Annotated in this window: 18 protein-coding genes; 9 read left to right on the top strand and 9 right to left on the bottom strand. The window is 34.2% G+C overall.

Translation table 11 applies throughout. The features are described 5' to 3' along the window. Positions 1-2: 2 nt before the first annotated feature. Positions 3-812 carry a ZIP family metal transporter gene (locus tag KF896_05825; GenBank protein MBX3043217.1) on the top strand — a complete coding sequence of 270 codons (810 nt, stop codon included), beginning with the start codon at positions 3-5 and terminating at the stop codon, positions 810-812. 33 nt (positions 813-845) lie between these two features. On the opposite strand, the gene KF896_05820 is transcribed toward KF896_05825, so the two are convergent. Next, a complete protein-coding gene (locus KF896_05820) occupies positions 846-1,781 on the bottom strand; it encodes a YitT family protein (GenBank protein ID MBX3043216.1) in 936 nt (311 codons plus the stop codon). 184 nt (positions 1,782-1,965) lie between these two features. Here KF896_05820 and KF896_05815 point away from each other — a divergent pair, with 184 nt between their 5' ends. The 3 genes from KF896_05815 to KF896_05805 are packed head-to-tail and all read left to right on the top strand — an operon-like array spanning position 1,966 to position 6,650. Continuing rightward, positions 1,966-4,284: a TonB-dependent receptor plug domain-containing protein gene (locus tag KF896_05815; protein MBX3043215.1), complete on the top strand. Its 2,319-nt coding sequence runs from the start codon at positions 1,966-1,968 to the stop codon at positions 4,282-4,284. 12 nt (positions 4,285-4,296) lie between these two features. Further along, complete coding sequence (locus KF896_05810) at positions 4,297-5,136, top strand: DUF4249 family protein (protein MBX3043214.1); 840 nt, start codon at positions 4,297-4,299, stop codon at positions 5,134-5,136. A 47-nt stretch (positions 5,137-5,183) separates the two neighbouring features. Then, positions 5,184-6,650 (top strand): lipopolysaccharide biosynthesis protein, encoded by a 1,467-nt coding sequence (locus KF896_05805; GenBank protein ID MBX3043213.1) that lies wholly within the window; start codon positions 5,184-5,186, stop codon positions 6,648-6,650. A gap of 240 nt (positions 6,651-6,890) precedes the next feature. On the opposite strand, the gene clpX is transcribed toward KF896_05805, so the two are convergent. The 5 genes from clpX to obgE form a co-directional block, all read right to left on the bottom strand. Beyond that, positions 6,891-8,141 (bottom strand): ATP-dependent Clp protease ATP-binding subunit ClpX, encoded by a 1,251-nt coding sequence (clpX, locus tag KF896_05800; protein ID MBX3043212.1) that lies wholly within the window; start codon positions 8,139-8,141, stop codon positions 6,891-6,893. 5 nt (positions 8,142-8,146) lie between these two features. Further along, a complete protein-coding gene (locus tag KF896_05795) occupies positions 8,147-8,755 on the bottom strand; it encodes an ATP-dependent Clp protease proteolytic subunit (GenBank protein MBX3043211.1) in 609 nt (202 codons plus the stop codon). Positions 8,756-8,854: 99 nt separating this feature from the next. Beyond that, a complete protein-coding gene (locus tag KF896_05790) occupies positions 8,855-10,549 on the bottom strand; it encodes a glycosyltransferase family 39 protein (protein MBX3043210.1) in 1,695 nt (564 codons plus the stop codon). Then, the gene (locus tag KF896_05785) at positions 10,533-11,810 is read right to left on the bottom strand and encodes a Y-family DNA polymerase (protein MBX3043209.1); all 1,278 of its coding nucleotides are present in this window, start codon (positions 11,808-11,810) and stop codon (positions 10,533-10,535) included. The genes KF896_05790 and KF896_05785 overlap by 17 nt, the downstream gene beginning before the upstream one ends. A 161-nt stretch (positions 11,811-11,971) precedes the next feature. After that, positions 11,972-12,976, bottom strand: coding sequence for a GTPase ObgE (gene obgE, locus KF896_05780; protein ID MBX3043208.1), 1,005 nt, complete (start codon positions 12,974-12,976; stop codon positions 11,972-11,974). 151 nt (positions 12,977-13,127) lie between these two features. Between obgE and KF896_05775 the strand changes: the two genes are divergently transcribed. From KF896_05775 to KF896_05755, 5 genes are all read left to right on the top strand, one after another. After that, positions 13,128-13,445, top strand: a complete 318-nt coding sequence (locus KF896_05775; protein MBX3043207.1) for an MGMT family protein — start codon at positions 13,128-13,130, stop codon at positions 13,443-13,445. 155 nt (positions 13,446-13,600) lie between these two features. Further along, positions 13,601-14,791, top strand: a complete 1,191-nt coding sequence (locus tag KF896_05770) for an aminotransferase class I/II-fold pyridoxal phosphate-dependent enzyme (GenBank protein MBX3043206.1) — start codon at positions 13,601-13,603, stop codon at positions 14,789-14,791. A gap of 338 nt (positions 14,792-15,129) precedes the next feature. Then, positions 15,130-16,332, top strand: a complete 1,203-nt coding sequence (locus KF896_05765) for a 6-phosphofructokinase (GenBank protein MBX3043205.1) — start codon at positions 15,130-15,132, stop codon at positions 16,330-16,332. 373 nt (positions 16,333-16,705) lie between these two features. After that, positions 16,706-16,996, top strand: a complete 291-nt coding sequence (locus tag KF896_05760; GenBank protein ID MBX3043204.1) for a nucleotidyltransferase family protein — start codon at positions 16,706-16,708, stop codon at positions 16,994-16,996. Then, positions 16,989-17,342 (top strand): DUF86 domain-containing protein, encoded by a 354-nt coding sequence (locus KF896_05755; protein ID MBX3043203.1) that lies wholly within the window; start codon positions 16,989-16,991, stop codon positions 17,340-17,342. The genes KF896_05760 and KF896_05755 overlap by 8 nt, the downstream gene beginning before the upstream one ends. 85 nt (positions 17,343-17,427) lie before the next feature. Here KF896_05755 and KF896_05750 read toward each other — a convergent pair whose 3' ends face one another. The 3 genes from KF896_05750 to KF896_05740 form a co-directional block, all read right to left on the bottom strand. Further along, positions 17,428-18,783: a serine hydrolase gene (locus KF896_05750; protein ID MBX3043202.1), complete on the bottom strand. Its 1,356-nt coding sequence runs from the start codon at positions 18,781-18,783 to the stop codon at positions 17,428-17,430. A 77-nt stretch (positions 18,784-18,860) separates the two neighbouring features. Continuing rightward, the gene (locus tag KF896_05745; protein ID MBX3043201.1) at positions 18,861-19,451 is read right to left on the bottom strand and encodes a hypothetical protein; all 591 of its coding nucleotides are present in this window, start codon (positions 19,449-19,451) and stop codon (positions 18,861-18,863) included. After that, entirely contained in the window at positions 19,435-20,421 is a 987-nt protein-coding gene (locus tag KF896_05740; protein ID MBX3043200.1) for an aminodeoxychorismate synthase component I, read from the bottom strand. Before KF896_05740 ends, KF896_05745 begins: the two co-directional genes overlap by 17 nt. Between the last annotated feature and the right edge of the window lies 1 nt (position 20,422).

Here is a 20,422-nt window from a genome sequence, read left to right as displayed (position 1 = left end):
TAATGGAAGAATTGTTAAACTATAACCCTGTTTTGTTAGCATTTGTTGCTACATTATTTACATGGTTTGTTACTGCAGTCGGATCTTCCATGGTATTCTTTTTCAAGTCAATCAATAATAAGCTCCTAAATTCTATGCTTGGTTTTGCAGCAGGTGTAATGATTGCAGCAAGTTTTTGGTCTTTGCTGAAACCGGCAATAGAAATGGCAGAAAAAAGTGGAAACATTCCTTGGATACCAGCTGTAACAGGATTTTTATCAGGTGGTGCATTTTTGTTGCTTATTGATAAGATTTTACCTCATTTACACTTAGGTCTATCAATTGATAAAGCTGAGGGTATCAAAACATCATGGCAACGAAGTATGCTTTTACTAATGGCAATTACCCTCCACAATATTCCTGAAGGATTAGCTATTGGTATAGCTTTTGGAGCATTAGCAACGAACCCTGAAATAGGAGTTCTTACAGGAGCAATTGCATTAACCATAGGTATTGGATTGCAAAACTTTCCTGAAGGTGCAGCTGTTTCAATACCCTTACGAAGAGAAGGTTTATCAAGATTCAAGGCATTCAACTATGGGCAACTGTCCGGAATAGTAGAACCCATATCAGGAGTAATTGGAGCTTATCTTATTCTAATTATTGAACCACTGCTTCCTTTTGCTCTTTCATTTGCAGCAGGTGCTATGATCTTTGTAGTAGTAGAAGAATTGATACCTGAATCACAAACCGGACATGAAACAGATTTCTCTACAATTGGCGCTATGTTAGGTTTTGCTACTATGATGTTGTTAGATGTTGCTTTAGGGTGAAAAACATCTAACCAATCAAATTCTTCAAACTAATCATATTCTTCTTCTGAAACCTTCACCAAGTACTTCATGAACATTATTTATAATTATGAAAGCGGTCGGGTCAATTTTTTTTATTAATTCAGTTAAAGCACCTAATTCTTTTCTTGTTATAATCGTATATATCATTTCGCGTTCGATATTGCGGTAAAGTCCTCTTGTTTTAATAGCAGTTGCTCCGCGGCTCATATCGTTCATTATCGCATGACCTATTTCATCAAATTTGTCTGAAATAATTAACGCAGCGCGCGCATAATCAAATCCGTCAATTATTACATCTATTAACTTGCTGGAAACAAACAGCAAAAGCATTGCATACAAAGTTAATGATAATGCCGGTATATCGGGAGATAATCCCTGAGTTTGAATAACAACGCCCGCTAATGAAATCACAAAAAAATCAATCAGCATTATTGCTGTTCCCGGCTTCATGCCGTAACGCTTATGGATTACGCTTGCTACAATGTCTGAGCCGGCTGTGGTTCCACGAAATTTGAAAATAACTCCGAGTCCTACTCCTAATAAAACTGCTCCTAAAAGTATCAGAAAGAAGAAATCATTTTCGGCTAAATACTTTATAGCGTCGAGTTCGTGAAGTCTGATGAACCCGAAAAAAGGAATATCGCCCCTGAAAAAATCTATGAAAAACGATACAAGTGTAAACCCGAAAAACGTTCTCAATCCGAATGTTTTACCTAATTCCTTATATCCCCATGCGAAAAGTGGCACATTGATTGCCCAGATAGCAACACCAACCGGAATTTTTCCACCGCTTACATAATAAGTAATCATTGCAAGTCCGCTTGCACCGCCGGGTACTACTTTTGCCTCAACAAGAAACACTCCTATTCCGATTGCCATTAAGGCAGCACCTAAAGCTATAAAGAAGTAATCGGTAACAGGAAACTTGATTTTTAATTTATCCATCATAATAATATATTTTTTTAATTGCAAAGATATTAAGTTACAAAAATAACATAATATTGTGCAATTAAAATAAAAATTATCATAAAAAGTTGAAATTTAAAAATTTTGATAAAATTATCAGCAATTCTTTTAATATTTTAACGTGATTTGAATTTTGACAGATTAATTTACCCAAAATAATAATTTTATGCTAAGATTATCTGTATTAATCATTTTTCTATTTAGTTTCACAATATTTGCTCAGAATCAGTCAAGCTCGACTGTTTCAGGTAGAGTAACTGAATCTCTTTCAGGTGAAAGTGTAATATCTCTTCGTGTAGCACTTTATAAAGATTCAATTTTTACTGATAAAAAGCCACTTAATGGAGCTATAACAAATAAGTTCGGCTTTTATTCAATTGCAAAAGTAATTCCGGGTGAATACTATTTTGTAGCACGAGGTGTCGGATATGCAACATATATTCAGAAAATTATTGTAAGCGAAGGCGAGCCGCTTCGATTGGATATAAAAATGGAAATTGAAGATGTTCGTATGCAGGAAATCACTGTAACTGCTGAAAAAGATCAGCCGGCATCTTCAAGAATATCGCAGGTTAGTATTTCAACAGATTTTGTTAATAAAATGCCCTCATTAGGTGGTGAAAAGGATTTATTCAGGGTATTGCAATTACTTCCGGGAGTTCAGCAATCAACTGAACTTTCAAGCGGGCTTTATGTGCGTGGCGGTTCTCCGGACCAGAATCTGAATCTTCTTGATGGAGTTATTGTTTATAACCCTTCGCATCTGGGTGGATTTTTAAGTGTATTCAATACTGATGCACTTCGTGATGTAAAGTTAATCAAAGGGGCATTTCCGGCACAATACGGTGGCAGACTTTCGAGTGTGCTTGATATGACAATGAAAGAAGGTACTAAGGATAAATTCTCCGGAGCCGGTGGTATAAGTCTGATAAGCTCACGACTAACACTTGAGGGCCCGATAGATAAAAATTCTTCTTTTATGGTATCAGGAAGGCGGATGTATCTTGATATTTTGACGTGGCTTGCTCAGGGCGGTTCAAATGATGATGTGCCAATTTATTACTTTTATGATTTGAATGCAAAAGTAAACTATCAGCTTTCTGAATCAGACCGGATTTTTGTTAGTGGATTTTTTGGGCGTGATGTTCTTAAAGAACCAAGTAACTCTAATGAGAATTTTGATATTTCATGGGGTAACGCTACTGCTAATATCAGATGGATGCATATAGTATCACCTGAATTATTTACAAATTTTTCTTTTATTTATACTGATTACACTTTTGGTACTGAAATTTTTAATGAAAGAAATATTAGTGAAAATTTTAATACACAATCACATATCAAAGATTTTATGCTAAGAGCCGAAGCCGAATATTTTCCTGCAAAGAATCATTCAATTAAATCAGGCGTGGAGGCGATTTTACATAATTTTCGTTCTGATTTATCGTTTGATTTTACTAACGAATTTATTGATAATTTAACAAAAAAAGAAATTCAATCATTAGAAGCTGCAATTTATGTGCAGGATGAATGGAAAATTACAGATTTGTTAAATGCAAATATTGGAAGCCGCCTATTTTATTTTCAGGGTGGAGATTATTTTGCTTTTGAACCGAGAATTTCTGCTTCATATAGTCTTTCGGACAGAACATCATTAACCGGTGGTTTTGCGGTTGCTCATCAATTTTTACATCTTATAGTAAGAAATGATATAACTTTGCCGACGGACTTATGGTTTCCATCAACTGAAAATATCAAACCATCAAGAAGCTGGCAGGGAGTACTTGGTCTTGAGCATATTTTTGCAGGTGGAGAATATTTATTTTCAGCAGAAATATATTACAAAGATATGCAAAATCTGTATGAATATAAGGAAGAGAGTATTTTTACATTTGGCATTCCAATTGAAGACCAGTTCACTGCGGGCAGGGGAGAGGCATACGGTCTTGAACTTTTTCTGAACAAAAGAATTGGTTCTTTTACTGGTTGGGTTGGATATACACTCGCCTGGACACGCAGACAATTTGATGAGCTTAACGGTGGCAGATGGTTTTCTCCAAGATACGACAGAAGACACGACGTAAGTTTTGTGCTAACTTACAATATTGCAGAAAGTTGGGAAATCGGTGCATCGTGGGTATATGGTACGGGACAGGCATACACAATGCCAACGGGAATGTACAGATTTAATCCAATAGGAGAAAATTACTTCGGAGGAAATGACCTGTATCAATATACAGACAGAAATGGCGCAAGATTACCGGCATTTCACAAGCTTGATTTGAATTTTATGTATAAATTCAAGTGGAGTGATTATCCGATGGAATTTTCAATCAATTTATATAACGTATATAATCGAAGAAATCCATTTGCATGGTATATTACAGATGGTTATAATGAAAATACAGGCGAATATGAGAAACAACTTAAACAAGTTACACTTTTCCCGTTCATACCAACAATTGGTTTTAGTTTTCAATTTTAGAGGATTACAAATATGATAAAAAATAAATTTTCATTGCTGATTTTGATATTCTTAGCAGGACTTTTCATCAATTCCTGCGAAGAGACGATAACAGGTGTTTCACTTCCATATAAAGAGCAAATTGTTGTAAGGGGTGTAATTGAACCAAATGGAAAATTTGAAGGTATCCATCTGACAAGAACACTAAACCCTTTAGATGAGTACGATTATAATAAAGCTTTGGTTTCAGATGCTGAAGTAAATATAATTAGTGATAACCAAAGTTATAAACTTAACTTCAACGGTGATGTGTACAATAATAATGATATTCAATTTCTTGCAGGAAAGCAATACCAACTTGATGTAAAATGGAAGAATCATAATCCACGAGCTTCTACATTTATACCTGAACAAATGGAAAATGTAGAATTACAATATGATACTACAACAATCTATTATGATTTTGAAATAAGATTCTCTGAAAAAGTAATTGAAGTATTTGCTTATATTGACGCAAAACCAAAAAATGTTTACATTACCGGGTTTTTAGAAAGAGGTTTTGAATATTTCAGAGATTTCAGTATTTATAATTATAATCAAAGAGATAAAGATGGTAAGCTGAAAGTAGTTTTTGCTCATTTTGGATTTAGCGACGGAATGAATAATTATGATGCAATTATCAGAATGATTAAGAACTATGAATATTTTATTGATTCTTATGATGAACAATATCTAAATTATTACAACACCAGATATAACGGCTCAATGAGTGGTGGCATTTTTGGTAATGAGGGCTTGAATATTCAGTGGAATGTAAAAGGCGGACTTGGGTTATTTATTGGCAGAAACAGAACAATATTTAAATTTAATTAATATTATGTGTTTTGTTACGTAATTGACTCTTTTAATAAGTGAATTAATTGAACGAAACAAATCACATAAAGAATAAAGCAATTAGTGGATTTTTCTGGAGTCTGTTTGAAAATGGCGGAAGCTATTTCCTTCATTTCATTATCGGATTAATCCTTGTAAGACTTATACCGCCTGTTGACTACGGTATAATCGGAATGATGACGATATTCTTTGTGATGGGCAATGTCCTTGCCGATAGTGGACTTTCAACTGCTATTATCCAAAAGCGGAACCCACTTGATGAAGACTATTCTACAGTTCTGATAGTTAATATTGCTATTTCAATTTTATTCTACTTGTTAATTTTTATAACAGCTCCGCTAATAGCAGAATTTTATGATGAGCCGGTTATTACATTTGCTATTCGTATATTCGGATTAAATGCACTTGTAGCAGGATTTGGAATAGTTCAGCAGGCAATAATCAGCAGAAATCTAAATTATAAGCTATGGGCAAGAATTAATCTTACAAGTTTATTACTTGCTGGTATAACTGCAATAATCATGGCATACTACGGTATGGGATTATGGGCTCTTGTTTATATTCAATTAATTCAGAATGCCGCAAATACTGTGCAATTATGGATTTTTGGAAAGTGGGGTCACGGCTGGAAATTCTCTTTGGAGTCATTTAAAAGTCTGTTTAAGTTTTCGAATCCACTGCTTGTTATAAATACTGTAAATGCTGTTTACATGGAAATTTACTATATGCTGATTGGCAGAATTTTCAGAGCTGAAAAACTTGCCTATTATATGCGTGCACGTCAGACTGCTGAAATATTCCCCTTGCAATTTACTTATACGCTTAATAAGGTAATGCTACCGGTTTTTAGCAATTTGCAAGATGAAATTGAATCACTAAAATCAGCCTTAAAAAAAGTGTTCCTAATGGTGGGTTTTCTTAATTTTAGTATTCTCGCATTTCTCTCCGCAAATGGGGAAGCATTATTTGTTCTGCTTTTTACTGAAAGATGGTTAGATGCAGTTCCGCTTTTTGCTGTTTTGACAATCGAAGGAATGTTCATGCCCGCATTTACATCTATAGGCAACATCCTTATAGCACGTGATAAATCAAAGTTATACATGAAAATTGAGCTTGCAAAAAAAGTTTTTCAGACTGTTGTAATAATATTTACACTCAGCTCTTTGCAGCTAATTGTCATTGGTCAGTTTTTTGTGTCATTAGTTTTTATGTTGGTTGGATTCTTAATAGCAAAAAAAGAAATCAACTATTCATTCTCTGAGCAGGTCAAAATTTTCATTCCATACTTAGGGCTTGCAGGATTTATTTATTTAATAAATTATTTCTCAAATATTTTAATGAGTGATTTCAATTATGCAGTTCAATTGCTTGCAAATACTGCAATAAGTATCGTATTGTTTTTATCAGCCGGTCATTTTCTGAAATTTGAAGCTTTCATAATAATCAAATCAATTGTCTTAGAAAAATTAGCATTACGAAGAAAATTGGATTGAACTTAAGTATTTGAGCTGAGCCGGTCAAGCATTCGTTGTTAACAATGCATATTTTTTGGGAAATACTGATATGGATTCGTGGCTTTAAACAAAGTAAATCTTCATCTGCAAGTCGGAATATGATTTTATCAACAAAGAGTTATTGTGATAAAACAAATTCCGACTTGACAGTTAGCCGCTAAATGGAGAAAATGATGAATCATTTATTTTAGCAATAACAATATCACTATATCTTAAAATTTAAGCTGATTTCATTTTTTTGGAGAAAACCAACTCAGGCTTTTCTTTTCCATTAACAACATTCTCGTTTATAATGACTGTTTCAAGGTCTTTATAGTCAGGAATATCAAACATAACATCAAGCATTACTTCTTCCACAATTGAGCGTAATGCCCTGGCACCTGTTTTTCTTTGTTTAGCTTTTTCGACAATAGCCTTGAGTGCATCATCAGCAAATTCAAGTTCAACATTTTCGAGATTTACGAGTTTTTGGAATTGCTTGACAATAGCATTCTTCGGCTCAGTCAGAATTTTTAGATAAGCTTCGTCAGATAACTCCTCAAGTGAAGCTATTACAGGCAGTCTTCCTATAAGCTCAGGAATAAATCCAAATTTCAACAGATCATCCGGCTCGACATGACGTAAAAGTTCAAGATTCTCTTCAACCAAGACCTGGCTTCCGGTATTAAAACCAATTGTGGATTTCTTCATTCTTTGTGCTATAGTTTTTTCTATGCCAACAAATGCACCACCGCAGATAAATAAAATATCCGTGGTATCAACATATAAAAGTGATTGTTCAGGGTGTTTCCTTCCCCCTTTCGGTGGAATTCCTGCTCTTGTACCTTCAAGAATTTTGAGCAACGCCTGCTGAACACCTTCACCTGAAACATCTCTGGTAATTGATGTTGATTCGGATTTTCTTCCAATTTTGTCAATCTCGTCAATATAAATAATACCTCTTTGAGCAAGATTTACATCATAGTTAGCATTCTGAAGTAAATTGAGAAGAATGGATTCGACATCATCACCAACGTAACCTGCTTCAGTAATTGTTGTTGCATCAGCAATAGCAAATGGCACTTTAAGCATTTTGGCGAGAGTCTTTGCGATAAGAGTCTTGCCTGAACCTGTTGGACCAATAAATAGAATGTTGCTTTTCTCAAGTTCAACATCTTCTTTATTTTTTGCTTTATTGTTAATACGTTTATAATGATTGTAAACTGCAACAGAAATTACTCTTTTAGCGAAATCCTGCCCAATGACATAATCATCAAGGAATTTCTTTATTTCACTTGGTTTAGGCAGCTTTTTATCTGTTTGACCATGCTCGGGCATATATTGACTGTTAGCACCGGATAGAATTTCTTTTGCACTGTCAACGCAGAAATTGCAAATATAAGTTTTGTTCACGCCCTGAATCATACCTTCAACTTCGTGAGAATTCCTGCCGCAAAATCCGCATCTTTCGATATTATCTTTTTTTGCCATAATCTTTAGCTGTTACTTTCTTTCTTTTCTTCAGTTTCGGAGATATTTTCTAAAACTTTGTCAATTATACCGTATTCAAGTGCTTCGATTGATGTCATATACTTATCTCTATCAGCATCCATTTTGATCTTTTCAACATCAATACCGGTATGTTTTGAAATAATGGTGTATAAACTGTCTCTCATTCTTAAAATTTCACGGGTGTAAATTTCGATATCAGCTGATTGACCTTGTGTACCGCCTGATGGCTGGTGCATAAGAATTCTTGAATTAGGAAGTGCAAATCGTTTTCCTTCAGTTCCTGCACAAAGCAGAACCTGAGCCATTGACGCACCGAGACCGATACAAATAGTAGAAATATCGTTTTTGATATATTGCATAGTGTCATAGATTGCAAGACCAGCGGTGACACTACCACCGGGAGAATTAATATATAAATTTATATCTTTCTTAGGGTCTTCGCTTGATAAAAATAAAAGCTGAGCAATGACAAGAGTTGCCATATAATCATCAATCGGACCACCGATGAAAATGATATTTTCTTTGAGCAATCTTGAATAAATATCATAAGACCTTTCGCCGCGGCTGGTCTGTTCTACAACTATTGGAACCAAATGGTTATTCATTATATGTACTTAAAATTATTAATAATATTGATATAATTACACTATGACGTTATATTAAGTTAAATATTAGGTGTTGAGTAGCATTCATTATTCTTTCTGCAGTCGCTTAAAATAAACGAATCCATTTTTTCGATAAATTTCGATTAAATCAGGCTGCAACTCAATATAATGCTTGATTTTATCAATTTTTGCAGCAAAATATGCAGGCTTATCAATATTACCTGTCAGAAGGAAGTCTTCATACTCTCTGCCATTCATTTTTAGTGCATATTTTGAATTTTGATAATCTTTTTGCTGGTAGAAAAAAGGAGCATAGCTTTTATATCCAAGAGTATGAACATACACATCCTGTCCTTGCAATGATTGGAAAAATTCAACATTAGCACGCTGTGTATAGGCTTCAATTTTGGGTGCCATCACAGTCATAAACATAAATATTGCGACTGCTGATGAATAGAATATTGCAAAATAAGATTTGAGGTACTGACCTCTGTTATTATACACAATAAATAATATAACTCCGACAAGCATTGATAAACCAACAAGCAATTCCAAACCGGTCCAGGTTACATCTGACTGAAGCACAGCGAGAGTAAGTTCATCCTTGATTTGTGGCAGAAATGATTCGACATTCATCAAAAACAGAGGGAATGCTATAAAAAGCAATGCCATTAAAATTCCCATAACTGAAAGACCAATTGCCGTACTTATTTTATTAGTTATTTTACCTGTAATAATTTTGTGCATAGTATATGCTGCAAGAAATGTAACAGGAAAATAAGCAAGTGATGAATAGTGTACAATTTTTGTTTTAACAATAGAAAATATTATGAGTACAATAGCAAGTAAGATTATATTAAACTGTTTGAAATATTTTTGCGAATCAGTATCTGAATTCTGATTTTTGAATGCTCTGAAAATGAATATTGAAGCAGGAAAGCAACCTAAAAATACTACAACAAAATGATAGAAAAAAGGTCCTTCGTGACCGGCATCACCTGTTGTTAGAAGTCTTATTTGATAAGAGATAAATTCACTTATCAATCCGCCACCTTGCTGTATAAATATTGCCGTATACCAGATTACTGCAGGAAGGAATGAAATTGCTGAGAATAACAAAATTTCAGAAACGGGCAATTTGAAATTTTTAATATTTAATCCCCAAAAAATAGCCCAAGGGATAAAAACAAGCATAAATCCTACAGGACCTTTGGTCATAAATGCTGCTGCTGTGAAAAGTCCAGCAAAAAGTATAAATTTGAGATTTCTATGTCCATTCTCAATACTTTCAGAAGAAAATCTGAATAAATAATATACACCGCCAAACATAAATAGATTGAAAGCTGGGTCAATTATGCTTGACTTGAAATAGAAAAATGGTAAAAATGAGCCAAAATACACAAGTGCCCAGATATATCCAAAATTTTTATCGAAAATCTGTCTTCCGATTTTAAATAAAAATGACAAAGTAATTATTCCGATTATCACATTTGGAAATCTTGCAGCAGCCTCATTAATACCAAATATTTTCATAGATAGCGCCTGCATCCAGATGAATAAAGGGGGCTTTTCGTGAAATGGCTGAAAATCAATTCTTACGTTTAAATAATCACCAGTAACAATCATTTCCCGTGCTGCTTCAGCGAAATTGATTTCATCCCAATCGAATAAATGAACATTACCTATGAACAATCCGTATAGGATTCCTGCAAAAAGCAAAAAATATCCGCGGTATCGGATTTCCTGTTGCCATGATAGTTTCTCGTCATATAGCTTTAACATTGGGTATTTCCTTCCATCTTGTTGTATATTGCGGAGATTTCAATTCGCGTTTCATTTTCCAGTCACGTCTCACTCCTGTAGCTGCAAAAGTAATAGTTCCTGAGCCCATATCAAAATTTATTTTATCCATAGCTTTAGAAATTTTCTGAAATTTCTCTCGATTAATATCATCAAAAAGTGAAACCTGCTCTGTACTTTTTGGAACTATTCCTGTTAGGAGTATTCCTGCTTTTTGATATAAAAATCCGGGTTTGTAAATCTGGTCTAATGCTTTAAGGGCATAAACAATCATTTCGTTTGTGAAATTAGTTGGTACCGGAAATAATACCTGGCAGCCGTTGTGGTACTGAGGTGTATCTTTAAATGGATTAGTTCTGAGAAAAACATAAACGACATTAGCAAGTGAATTCTGATGCCTGAGCTTTTCAGCGGCTCTTGTTACATAACTTGCAACTGCTTCGGCAAGTTCATACTTTTCGGTGATATACCTTCCAAATGACCTTGACGAAATTATACCCTTTTTATCGGGTGGCACATATTGAGGAGATATACAAGGTATGTCGTTTAGCTCAAGTACTGTCCTGAGTCCCTGAACAGTCATCCGTTTTTTAATCCATTTCTGATTGGCTTTTAACAAATCATAAGCAGTATTAATTTTGTGGCAGTGAAGCATTTTTGTATACTGCCTTCCGACCCCCCAAACTTCTGCTACATCAGTTGATTTCAAATGAGATTCAGTATCAGGATTATCAATTAAGCTTAGTACTCCATCAAATATTGGATTCTTCTTTGCCCGGCGATTAGCAAGTTTGGCAAGTGTTTTGGTATAAGCAATACCAATTGAGACTGGTATTCCAACCCATTTTTTTATAGTATGTTTTATTTCTCTGCAATATTCGACTATATCTTTGTTGTCAAATCCACGCAAATAAATAAATGCTTCGTCAATAGAGTAAATTTCAACATCGGGTGAAAAATGCTTCAGAGTTTCCATTATTCGGTGTGAAATATCACCATAAAGGGTATAGTTGGAAGAAAAAACAGCGACATTGTGCTTTTGGATTAAATCCTGGACTTTGAATAATGGTGAGAAAGATTTAATACCTATTGCTTTTGCTTCATTTGAAAGTGCTACAATCACACCATCATTATTAGAAAGAACAACAACGGGTCTTCCGGCAAGTTTAGGATTAAACACACGCTCGCAGGATGCATAAAAATTATTACAGTCAACTATCGCTATGGGTACTCTTTTCTTCAAATTACTCTATATTATTGTAGTAATATAATTTCGAAAATCGCTAATCATAAATATAAAATAGTTTTCATTTATTATAAACTGATACGAGCAAAATCAATATTATTTTTCTTCTCTGCATTCTTAAAATTGCTTAGGATAAAGTTTGCAAAAAAGTTAAGGCTTTAAATTAAATATTTTCTTTCCTGCTCGAATAAATCAAACATCAAATATTTCAGTTTATCAATATTCATGCTTGATGCAGCTGAAATAAGAAGCTTCGGTGTATTTTTTTCGCCGAATTTCAATTTTCCTAATTCTTTGATTTTATCAGTATCAAGAATATCGCTTTTGCTTATACAAATAATTCTTTTTTTCAGTGCCATATCAGGATTATATTTTTCCAGTTCATCTCGCAAGGTAATGTAATCAGATTCAGGGTCATAACTTTCAGCTGAAATCAAAAATATTAGTACACTACATCTTTCAACATGCCTTAAAAACTGTATTCCAAGTCCCTTTCCCTCAGCGGCACCCTCAATCAAGCCCGGTATATCAGCTACTGTAAGGGAGTTACCTGGACTAAGCGATACAATGCCGAGATTGGGAATTAATGTCGTAAACGGGTAATCAGCTATTTTGGGTTTAGCAGCAGAAATGACAGATATTAAAGTTGATTTTCCGGCATTGGGAAATCCGACAAGCCCAACATCCGCAAGCAATTTTAGCTCAAGGGTTATTTCGAGCTCAGCTCCGGGAAGTCCCGGATTAGCATTTCTTGGTGCTTGATTAGTAGATGTAGTAAACATAGCATTACCGAAACCGCCGTTTCCACCCTTTGCAACAATAAATTCCTGGTCTTTTTCGGATAAATCTGCGATAATATTATCTTCGGCATCCTTGACTACTGTACCAACCGGTACTTTAATCAGCAAATCCTTTCCCCATCTGCCACTTTTGAGGGATTTTCCGCCGTGCTGACCATTTTCAGCTATGAAGTGCCTCTTGTGTTTAAAGTCAATAAGGGTATTCATGTGAGGTGAGGTTACCAAAACTACATTTCCGCCTCTTCCGCCATTGCCACCATCAGGTCCTCCAAGCGGCACATATTTTTCTTTTCTGAAACTAATGTGTCCGTTCCCGCCGTCACCGGCTTTAACGCTAATATTTGCTAAATCAATAAATTTCATATTATTTCTAAATAAATCATCAAAATTAAGTTCTTGTAAACAGAACTAATTTTACATTAACATTTTACTAAATAAAGTATTGTATAATATTTCAATTTATTTTTAAATATGACGTCCATTCAATAAAATGGAAGTAATTAGAAATTATTAGATGAATAATCAGGAAGTCGGATATTTTGAGAGAGTTTACGAAGTCGTAAGGCGTATTCCTTACGGGCGCGTCACAACTTATGGTTTGATTGCAGAGCATCTCGGACTTAGGTCAGGAGCAAGGATGGTCGGTTGGGCTCTTAATGCAGATCGTCAAAATCTTGAAATGCCTTATCACAGAGTTGTTAATCGTCTGGGTGAATTATCTGGCGCGAGATATTACCCAACACCAACTATGATGCGTGAACTTCTCGAATCCGAAGGTATAACTTTTATTGATAAAGCCGTTGATATTAAAAAATATCTTTGGAAACCTTAAGAAAAATATATCAAAGATAAAATTTTCTTATAAAAATTCATAATAAAGTGTTATTTTGCACTCTTGCTTTTGTCGAATTTCAATATTTATTTTTTAATAGTAAGTATTGAAACAGTTAATGTATAGTTTATTATTAGTAAAGATGGAGTTAATTAGTGGATTTATTTGAAAAATGTTTTTCATATACCAGAGCCGATGAAGTCAAAGAAGTAGGTTTATATCCTTATTTTCATCCGATTGAAGAGAACGAAGGTCCTGTTGTAAGAGTAGAAGGTAAGGATATGGTAATGGCAGGCTCCAACAATTACCTTGGATTAACTGCCCATCCTCTTGTAAAACAAGCAGCTTACGATGCTATTAAAAAGTACGGCAGTGGTTGCTCCGGCTCGCGGTATTTAACCGGAACACTTGACCTGCACATTGAATTAGAAGAAAGATTAGCAAAATTCCTTGGATTTGAATCAGTATTATTATTCAGTACAGGATATCAAACTGCATTAGGAGTTATATCTGCTTTAGTTTTGCGTGGTGATTATATTATCTCGGATAAAGAAAATCATGCCTGTATAATGAATGGCGCTATGCTTGCAAAAGGTGGTTTTGCTGAATTCAAAAGATACAAACATAATGATATGGAAGACCTTGAAACAGTTCTTAAAACTATACCTGAAAAAGCAGGAAAATTAGTTGTAACTGATGGTGTATTTTCTGTTTCAGGTGAAATTGTGAATCTGCCCGATTTAATTAAAGTAGCAAAAAAATATGGTGCTCGTGTTCTTGTTGATGATGCACACTCAGTAGGTGTAATTGGTGAAGGTGGTCGGGGAACAGCAAGTCACTATGGGGTTACAGATCAAACCGATATGGTAATGGGAACATTCTCCAAGACTTTTGCATCACTTGGCGGATTTGTTGCCGGACCTGAGCGAGTTATTAATTATCTGAAGCATAATTCACCTGCAATTATTTTTTCTGCAAGTCCTACTCCTGCATCTTGTGCGTCTGCTCTTGCCGCACTTGATATTCTTGAAAAAGAACCCGAACTCGTTACCAAGCTTATTGCAAATGCAGATTATATGCGAAAAGGTTTTAAAGATTTAGGCTTCAATATTCTTGACAGCCGAACTGCTATTGTCGGGGTTGTTGTTGGTCAAGTAGAAACTGCATTTTTAACTTGGCGTAAACTATTTGACCGTGGGGTTTTTGTAAATGCATTTATCCCACCCGGAGTTCCGCCAAATATGAGTATGATGAGAACAAGTTATATGTCTTCTCACGAAACAGAGCATCTTGACATGATTCTCGATACTTTCAAAATTACCGGAAAGGAACTTGGACTAATTTAGTTCTTTTTCTACTCTTTTAAAAACTTCAAATTTACTTGAATAGATATATCAGTTAATTGAGAACAGGTAAAAGAGTATGTTTTCTACAATTTTGCCACACTTACATAAGTGTGGCATTTTTTATATAATATGCCTGAACCTTCCTAAACTTCTCATGATAAATTTTTATTATCTCCTTGTTCCAATTATATCCATAAAAATCAATCAATCAGTAGAAAAAATACTAAATATATTATAAAAATTTAGAAATTCTATTAATAATGCTAATATTAGGATAAATCTTATTAATTTTGTATTATATTTTTTTTACTTTAAATAAAAGGTGCTGGATGTCAGACATAAAAAGGATAGGCATTATAACAAGTGGTGGTGATTGTGGTGGGCTGAACGCTGTAATTACAGGTGCGGCGAGAATGGGCTATACTCTTGGTGTTGAAGCGTGTTTAATACCGAATGGTTATGCCGGTTTGTACAATTTGAATAATTTAGAGCCTGTTGTAATTGATTTCGCAAGAGCCGATAAAATTCATTCTGGCGTTGCAGGCTCTGAAGCAGGTCACTCACGCGTAAAAATAAGTAAAATTCAAGACCCTGATAAATATAATATAATTAGAAGTGGATTAAAAAAACATAATATTGACGGACTAATCATTGCAGGAGGTGACGATACAGGCTCGGTCGTTGTGGACTTAATCGAGGAAGGTATAAATTGTGTGCACGTCCCGAAAACAATGGATTTGGATTTGCAGACATATTCAGTTGGTGGCGATTCAACTATTAACAGAATTTCCAAATTTACTGACGAGCTTCGAACAACTGGTCTGACTCATAATCGCGCCCTGATTATTGAAGTATTCGGAAGATACGCCGGTCATACAGCGTTTCGAGGAGGAATTGGTGCAGATGCAGATTGTATTTTGATTCCCGAAGTCGAAGTAGATTATGAAATTGTTTATAATCACTTCAAAACTACATATATTAACCGTCTGATGACAAGCGATGTGAAAGGTTCTACATATATTATAGTTGCAGCCGAAGGTGTCAAGAATAAAGATGGTAAATATTTCACAGATGATGATTCAGGACTTGATTCTTTTGGTCATAAAAGACTTTCAGGTGTGGGCAGTTACATAAGAAGGCAATTAGAAAATTTTGCGAAGCAAGACTCATACTGGGAATTTGTCCTTAAAAGGGAAGGAATATATGTTGAAAATATTTATATGCATCCTGAGATTCGCGAAGTTCAGCTTGGACATCTTGTGCGTGCCGGACAGACAAGTGCTTATGATGTTACATTCGGAAAACAGGCGGGTGGTGCGGCAATGCTTTTGATGAAAAAGGGTATCTATGGTGTTACTGTCGTTGGTGTCGAAGGTCATGATGTTACTTATTACCCTACTTCAGAAGCTATAAAGCAAAGATATGTTGACCTCGATGAAATTGCTTTTCATGAATCTTTGGGAGTTTGTTTCGGACGTGAGCCAATTAGTTTTGAAGCAAAATTCAATCTTCAGGAAGGCATAATTCACAGGTATATGTAGAAAACTGCCAGAAAAATAATATTTAATAAGCATTTTTGAAATAATAGTAAATGTATCAGATTTATGTAATAATCCGGTTTTTGAAGATGTATTTCACGAAGTCATAAGTTGTTAATACTGAGTCTGATACTTTTTCTAATTTTATCTAATCGTTTTGGCTATCTAATCTTGAGGTAGCTTTTTTATTTTTAAAAATATGGAAGGCTGTACTTATCAGACAGCCTCATCTGTTTTGGCTACATAGTCTTATCACTAAGGGTTGAAGCCCTTTGTTGTTTAACTATATTTAATTATTTATTTTATATAAAAATTACAAGAAAAATTCGGCTTGATAGTCATAAAATAAGTTTGCAATACATTAAGTTAAAGCGAAATGTTATCAAGAGAAAATATATTATCTTTACTACAGACAAATAAAAAAAGTCTGATGGAAAAATATCCCATTAACAAAATGGCATTATTTGGTTCTTATAGTCGAAAAGATAATAATCTTGACAGTGATGTGGACATCCTGGTAGATTTCAACGAGCAGATAGGTATTAGGTTTATTGACCTTGCAGATGAATTATCAGAAATTCTTGGAAAAAATGTAGATTTAGTTTCATCAAAAGCTATTAAAGATAAATATTTCAAAGAAATTGAAAGAGATTTGCTTTATGTCTAAACGTCATAGAAAATTGTTACTTGAAGATATTCTTGAATCCGGTAATAAAATTTATAATTATGTTTATGGATATGATTTTGATACTTTTGTGATAGACGAACGGACAAGAGATGCAGTGGTTAGAAATTTTGAAATTATTGGAGAAGCATCAAACAGAATAGATGTTGATTTTAAAAATCAACATAGCGATATACCTTGGGCACGTTTAAGAGGATTGAGAAATAGAATTATTCATGAATATTTTGGAATTGATTTCGAATTAGTTTGGCATATCATTCAGAATGATTTAAATCCACTACTAAAAAAAGTTGAAACCTTGTACGAAAATATTGAAACCCAATCATAAAGTTTTTTGAAAATAGCTTTATGATGTGCTACAACTGCGAAGTGTAGGACATCTATTTGCATAAACAATGGAGCATGCTCCATTGCTACAATTGCTTCACAAATTTTTCAACAATGGAGCAAGCTCCATTGCTACAATTTATTTTTATGAAATACACACCTGCCGGCAGATGCGACACATCAATTCTTAAATTCCCCTCACCCGTGGGTGGCTGCGAAGCTGACTGGGTGGATATGACTTCCAATCCAAGCATATCAAATATCTGCACTTTATCTCCTGCTGCAAAGGGCTGAAGCCCTTTGTTGCTGAGTTGTATTGTGATGAAATCTGTAGCGGGATTTGGGAAAATGCTTAAAATACTTTTTACATTTTTCTTGAAATATGACGAAGGGTAATTTTGATTCAGATGCCTGATTATTCGCTCTGCCAGAAATACTGGAGATGCTGGAGATGAATTAACAAGGATAACAATGGTTATTTCATATTTTGGAATATACAGTGCTATTGAATTATATCCCCTTATTGAACCTGTATGCCCACGAACTTCAGATCCATCAATGATTTTCTTGCTGATGCCGAGCCCATAATCACTTGCAGCCACAAAATCAAACATCTCGTTTAAGCTTTCTTTATTTATAATCCCTGCAGAATTTAACGCCTCCACAAATAATGCTGTTTCATAAGCAGTGGAAAAGACTGAGCCGGAAGTCCAGGCGCCGCTGAATGCTGCATTGATGGGAATATTGCTTAGATTGTTTTCATTCACCCAACGATTTGCTATAATACCTGTCATTTCCTCCTCAACTGCGAGATAAGTATTACTTAAGCCAATATTATCCCAAATATATTCACGATATAATTCGGATACCTTTTTGCCGGTGCTTTCGGAAATGATTATTCCGGCTAACATATAATTTGTATTGCAATACTGCCAGTCAGTCCCTTTTGGAAAAAGTGGCTTGTGAATAAATTGCAGCAGCTCACGCGGCGAGAAGATTCTCATTGCATTTTGATATATTGCATTGTGATAATCAGGATTAGCAGAGTAATCATAAAGTCCGCTTGTATGGTTAAGAAGTTGTCTGATTGTGATATCGCTATCAATAAACTCATGTCCGTCAAACCATTTGCCGATTTTTTCGTCAAGATTGATTACTCCCTCCTCGCATAATTTAAGTATAACAGTTGCCGTCATAGTCTTAGTTATACTGCCGATTCCAAATAGCATTTCAGAGAGAACGGGCTGTTCTTCGTTTGAAATTCCTGATGTTCCAAGCCACAAATCATCTTTAGATTTTACACAAACAGAAACACCTTTAATATTATGAACTTCTCGAAAATTATCAAGAAAATCCTGAAAATCATTTCTCAGATGCTCATCAAATTCTATTGACAAGCTGTTGTAACTTATAATTGCTATAAGAAGTAATATTCGAATCAATTTTTCTCTCATTAAAAAAATAAAAAAAGTATATTTTTGACAAATAATTGTTCAATAGGTTTAATTTTGGGGTAAAATTATTGAATAATATTCTCAATTTGAATTACCGTATCTCCAATATCAAGCATGGCATTAATAAGATGAACTTGTTTGAAATTATAAAATTCACTTATTTTAATTTCCTTTAAACTCACAATACTATCATCAATAAGTTTGCTGATTTTTGTCCCTTTAAGTAAATATGTTTTTGGAGTAAAGAGATTTATGCCATCATCAAAAACCAAATTTGAGTAGGATGAATCAGTTGCAAGTCCATTTTTTAAAATTATTATATCATCACACTTGCCACGCATTGAAAAAAAGTTGTTTAATTGAGTTCTGTCAAAATATTTATAATTATAATTAATATCGTTTGTTTCAATAATTTTCAGACTTTTTATCTCTCTTTTTTGATAGGGTAGAAGCTCGAATTTTTCTATTTTGTCCGAATATATTACTCTTAATTTATATAAACCGACTTTGTACCTATCGGGCACAATTATTTCGGATAGATCAAAACTTGAGCCATTATAAAACGCCGCAAGAGTTTTCCTGACACGGCTATTATGATAATCAATATTATCCAATTTACCATTGATGCACTTAATTGATTCAAAAAACAGGTACATAGACTTTATCAATTAATTCTTGAAATTCAGCTTCGGGATTGCTTTGCGATGTAATGCCGCCACCACTTTTGAAGTATAATTCGCCGTCAATATTTTCGATGTATCTTATCATTACTCCGCTGTCAATATTTTCACCGTCAAACACACCAAATATACCAGTATAATAACCTCTTTTGTAGCCCTCAACTTGATTGATAATTTCCACTGTTTTTTGTTTCGGAGCTCCGGTTACCGAGCCTGCAGGGAGTAATTTCCCGAATATATTGCCAATATTATGATGCCAGTCTTTTGGCAACTCGCCACAAATCTCTGAGCTGATTTGAATCAGATTCTTATTATTTGTCCGTATATAATCAGCATATCGGAATTTTGAGACACGTACTTTTTTTGATACAATTGAAAGGTCGTTTCTTATTAAATCAACTATTGTATTATGCTCTGCAAACTCTTTCTCATCACTCATAATAATTTCCTCTGCATTTTCAATTGCAGCGTCAATAGTGCCTTTCATAGGATAAGAGAAAATTTTTCCATCAATAATTTTTATAAATATCTCAGGCGAAAAGCAAATAAATTGATTTTTGAAATACAATTTATATTTTGCCTTGGAATACTTTAAAATTTCCATAAGAGTCAACGTAGTCTCTACTTTTGTAGGAAAAGTGAGATTGAGAAGGTAAGAATTCCCTGAAAGAATATTGTCCATAACCCGGTCAAAGGCTTTTTTATATTGAGTATATGAAATAGGAAATTTTTCAAATGTGAATTCTTTAGGGTATTGTTTTTCATTTCGATTGAAATTGTCTAAGATTTCAGTTTGAAAAATTATCTCTTCGGGATTAATTTCCGAAATTGGAATAATTATAGGCTTAATAGAATCAAAATCAATAATGAACAAAAAAGGAGTTTTATCGCCTCCATATGTGTTCATTTTATTTATAAAATCGTTTTTTTCAGTATTTAAATTCATC

It is taken from the genome of Ignavibacteriota bacterium (assembly GCA_019637995.1).
In the GTDB taxonomy this organism is placed as follows: Bacteria; Bacteroidota; Ignavibacteria; order Kapaibacteriales; family UBA2268; genus JANJTB01.
This window is presented reverse-complemented; position numbering and strand designations above follow the sequence as displayed.

Coding starts and splice junctions, on each gene's coding strand:
- KF896_05825 (MBX3043217.1), top strand. CDS start 3: ATGGAAGAATTGTTAAACTATAACCCTGTTTTGTTAGCATTTGTTGCT.
- KF896_05820 (MBX3043216.1), bottom strand. CDS start 1,781: ATGATGGATAAATTAAAAATCAAGTTTCCTGTTACCGATTACTTCTTT.
- KF896_05815 (MBX3043215.1), top strand. CDS start 1,966: ATGCTAAGATTATCTGTATTAATCATTTTTCTATTTAGTTTCACAATA.
- KF896_05810 (MBX3043214.1), top strand. CDS start 4,297: ATGATAAAAAATAAATTTTCATTGCTGATTTTGATATTCTTAGCAGGA.
- clpX (MBX3043212.1), bottom strand. CDS start 8,141: ATGGCAAAAAAAGATAATATCGAAAGATGCGGATTTTGCGGCAGGAAT.
- KF896_05790 (MBX3043210.1), bottom strand. CDS start 10,549: ATGTTAAAGCTATATGACGAGAAACTATCATGGCAACAGGAAATCCGA.
- obgE (MBX3043208.1), bottom strand. CDS start 12,976: ATGAAATTTATTGATTTAGCAAATATTAGCGTTAAAGCCGGTGACGGC.
- KF896_05775 (MBX3043207.1), top strand. CDS start 13,128: ATGAATAATCAGGAAGTCGGATATTTTGAGAGAGTTTACGAAGTCGTA.
- KF896_05760 (MBX3043204.1), top strand. CDS start 16,706: ATGTTATCAAGAGAAAATATATTATCTTTACTACAGACAAATAAAAAA.
- KF896_05755 (MBX3043203.1), top strand. CDS start 16,989: ATGTCTAAACGTCATAGAAAATTGTTACTTGAAGATATTCTTGAATCC.
- KF896_05745 (MBX3043201.1), bottom strand. CDS start 19,451: ATGTACCTGTTTTTTGAATCAATTAAGTGCATCAATGGTAAATTGGAT.
- KF896_05740 (MBX3043200.1), bottom strand. CDS start 20,421: ATGAATTTAAATACTGAAAAAAACGATTTTATAAATAAAATGAACACA.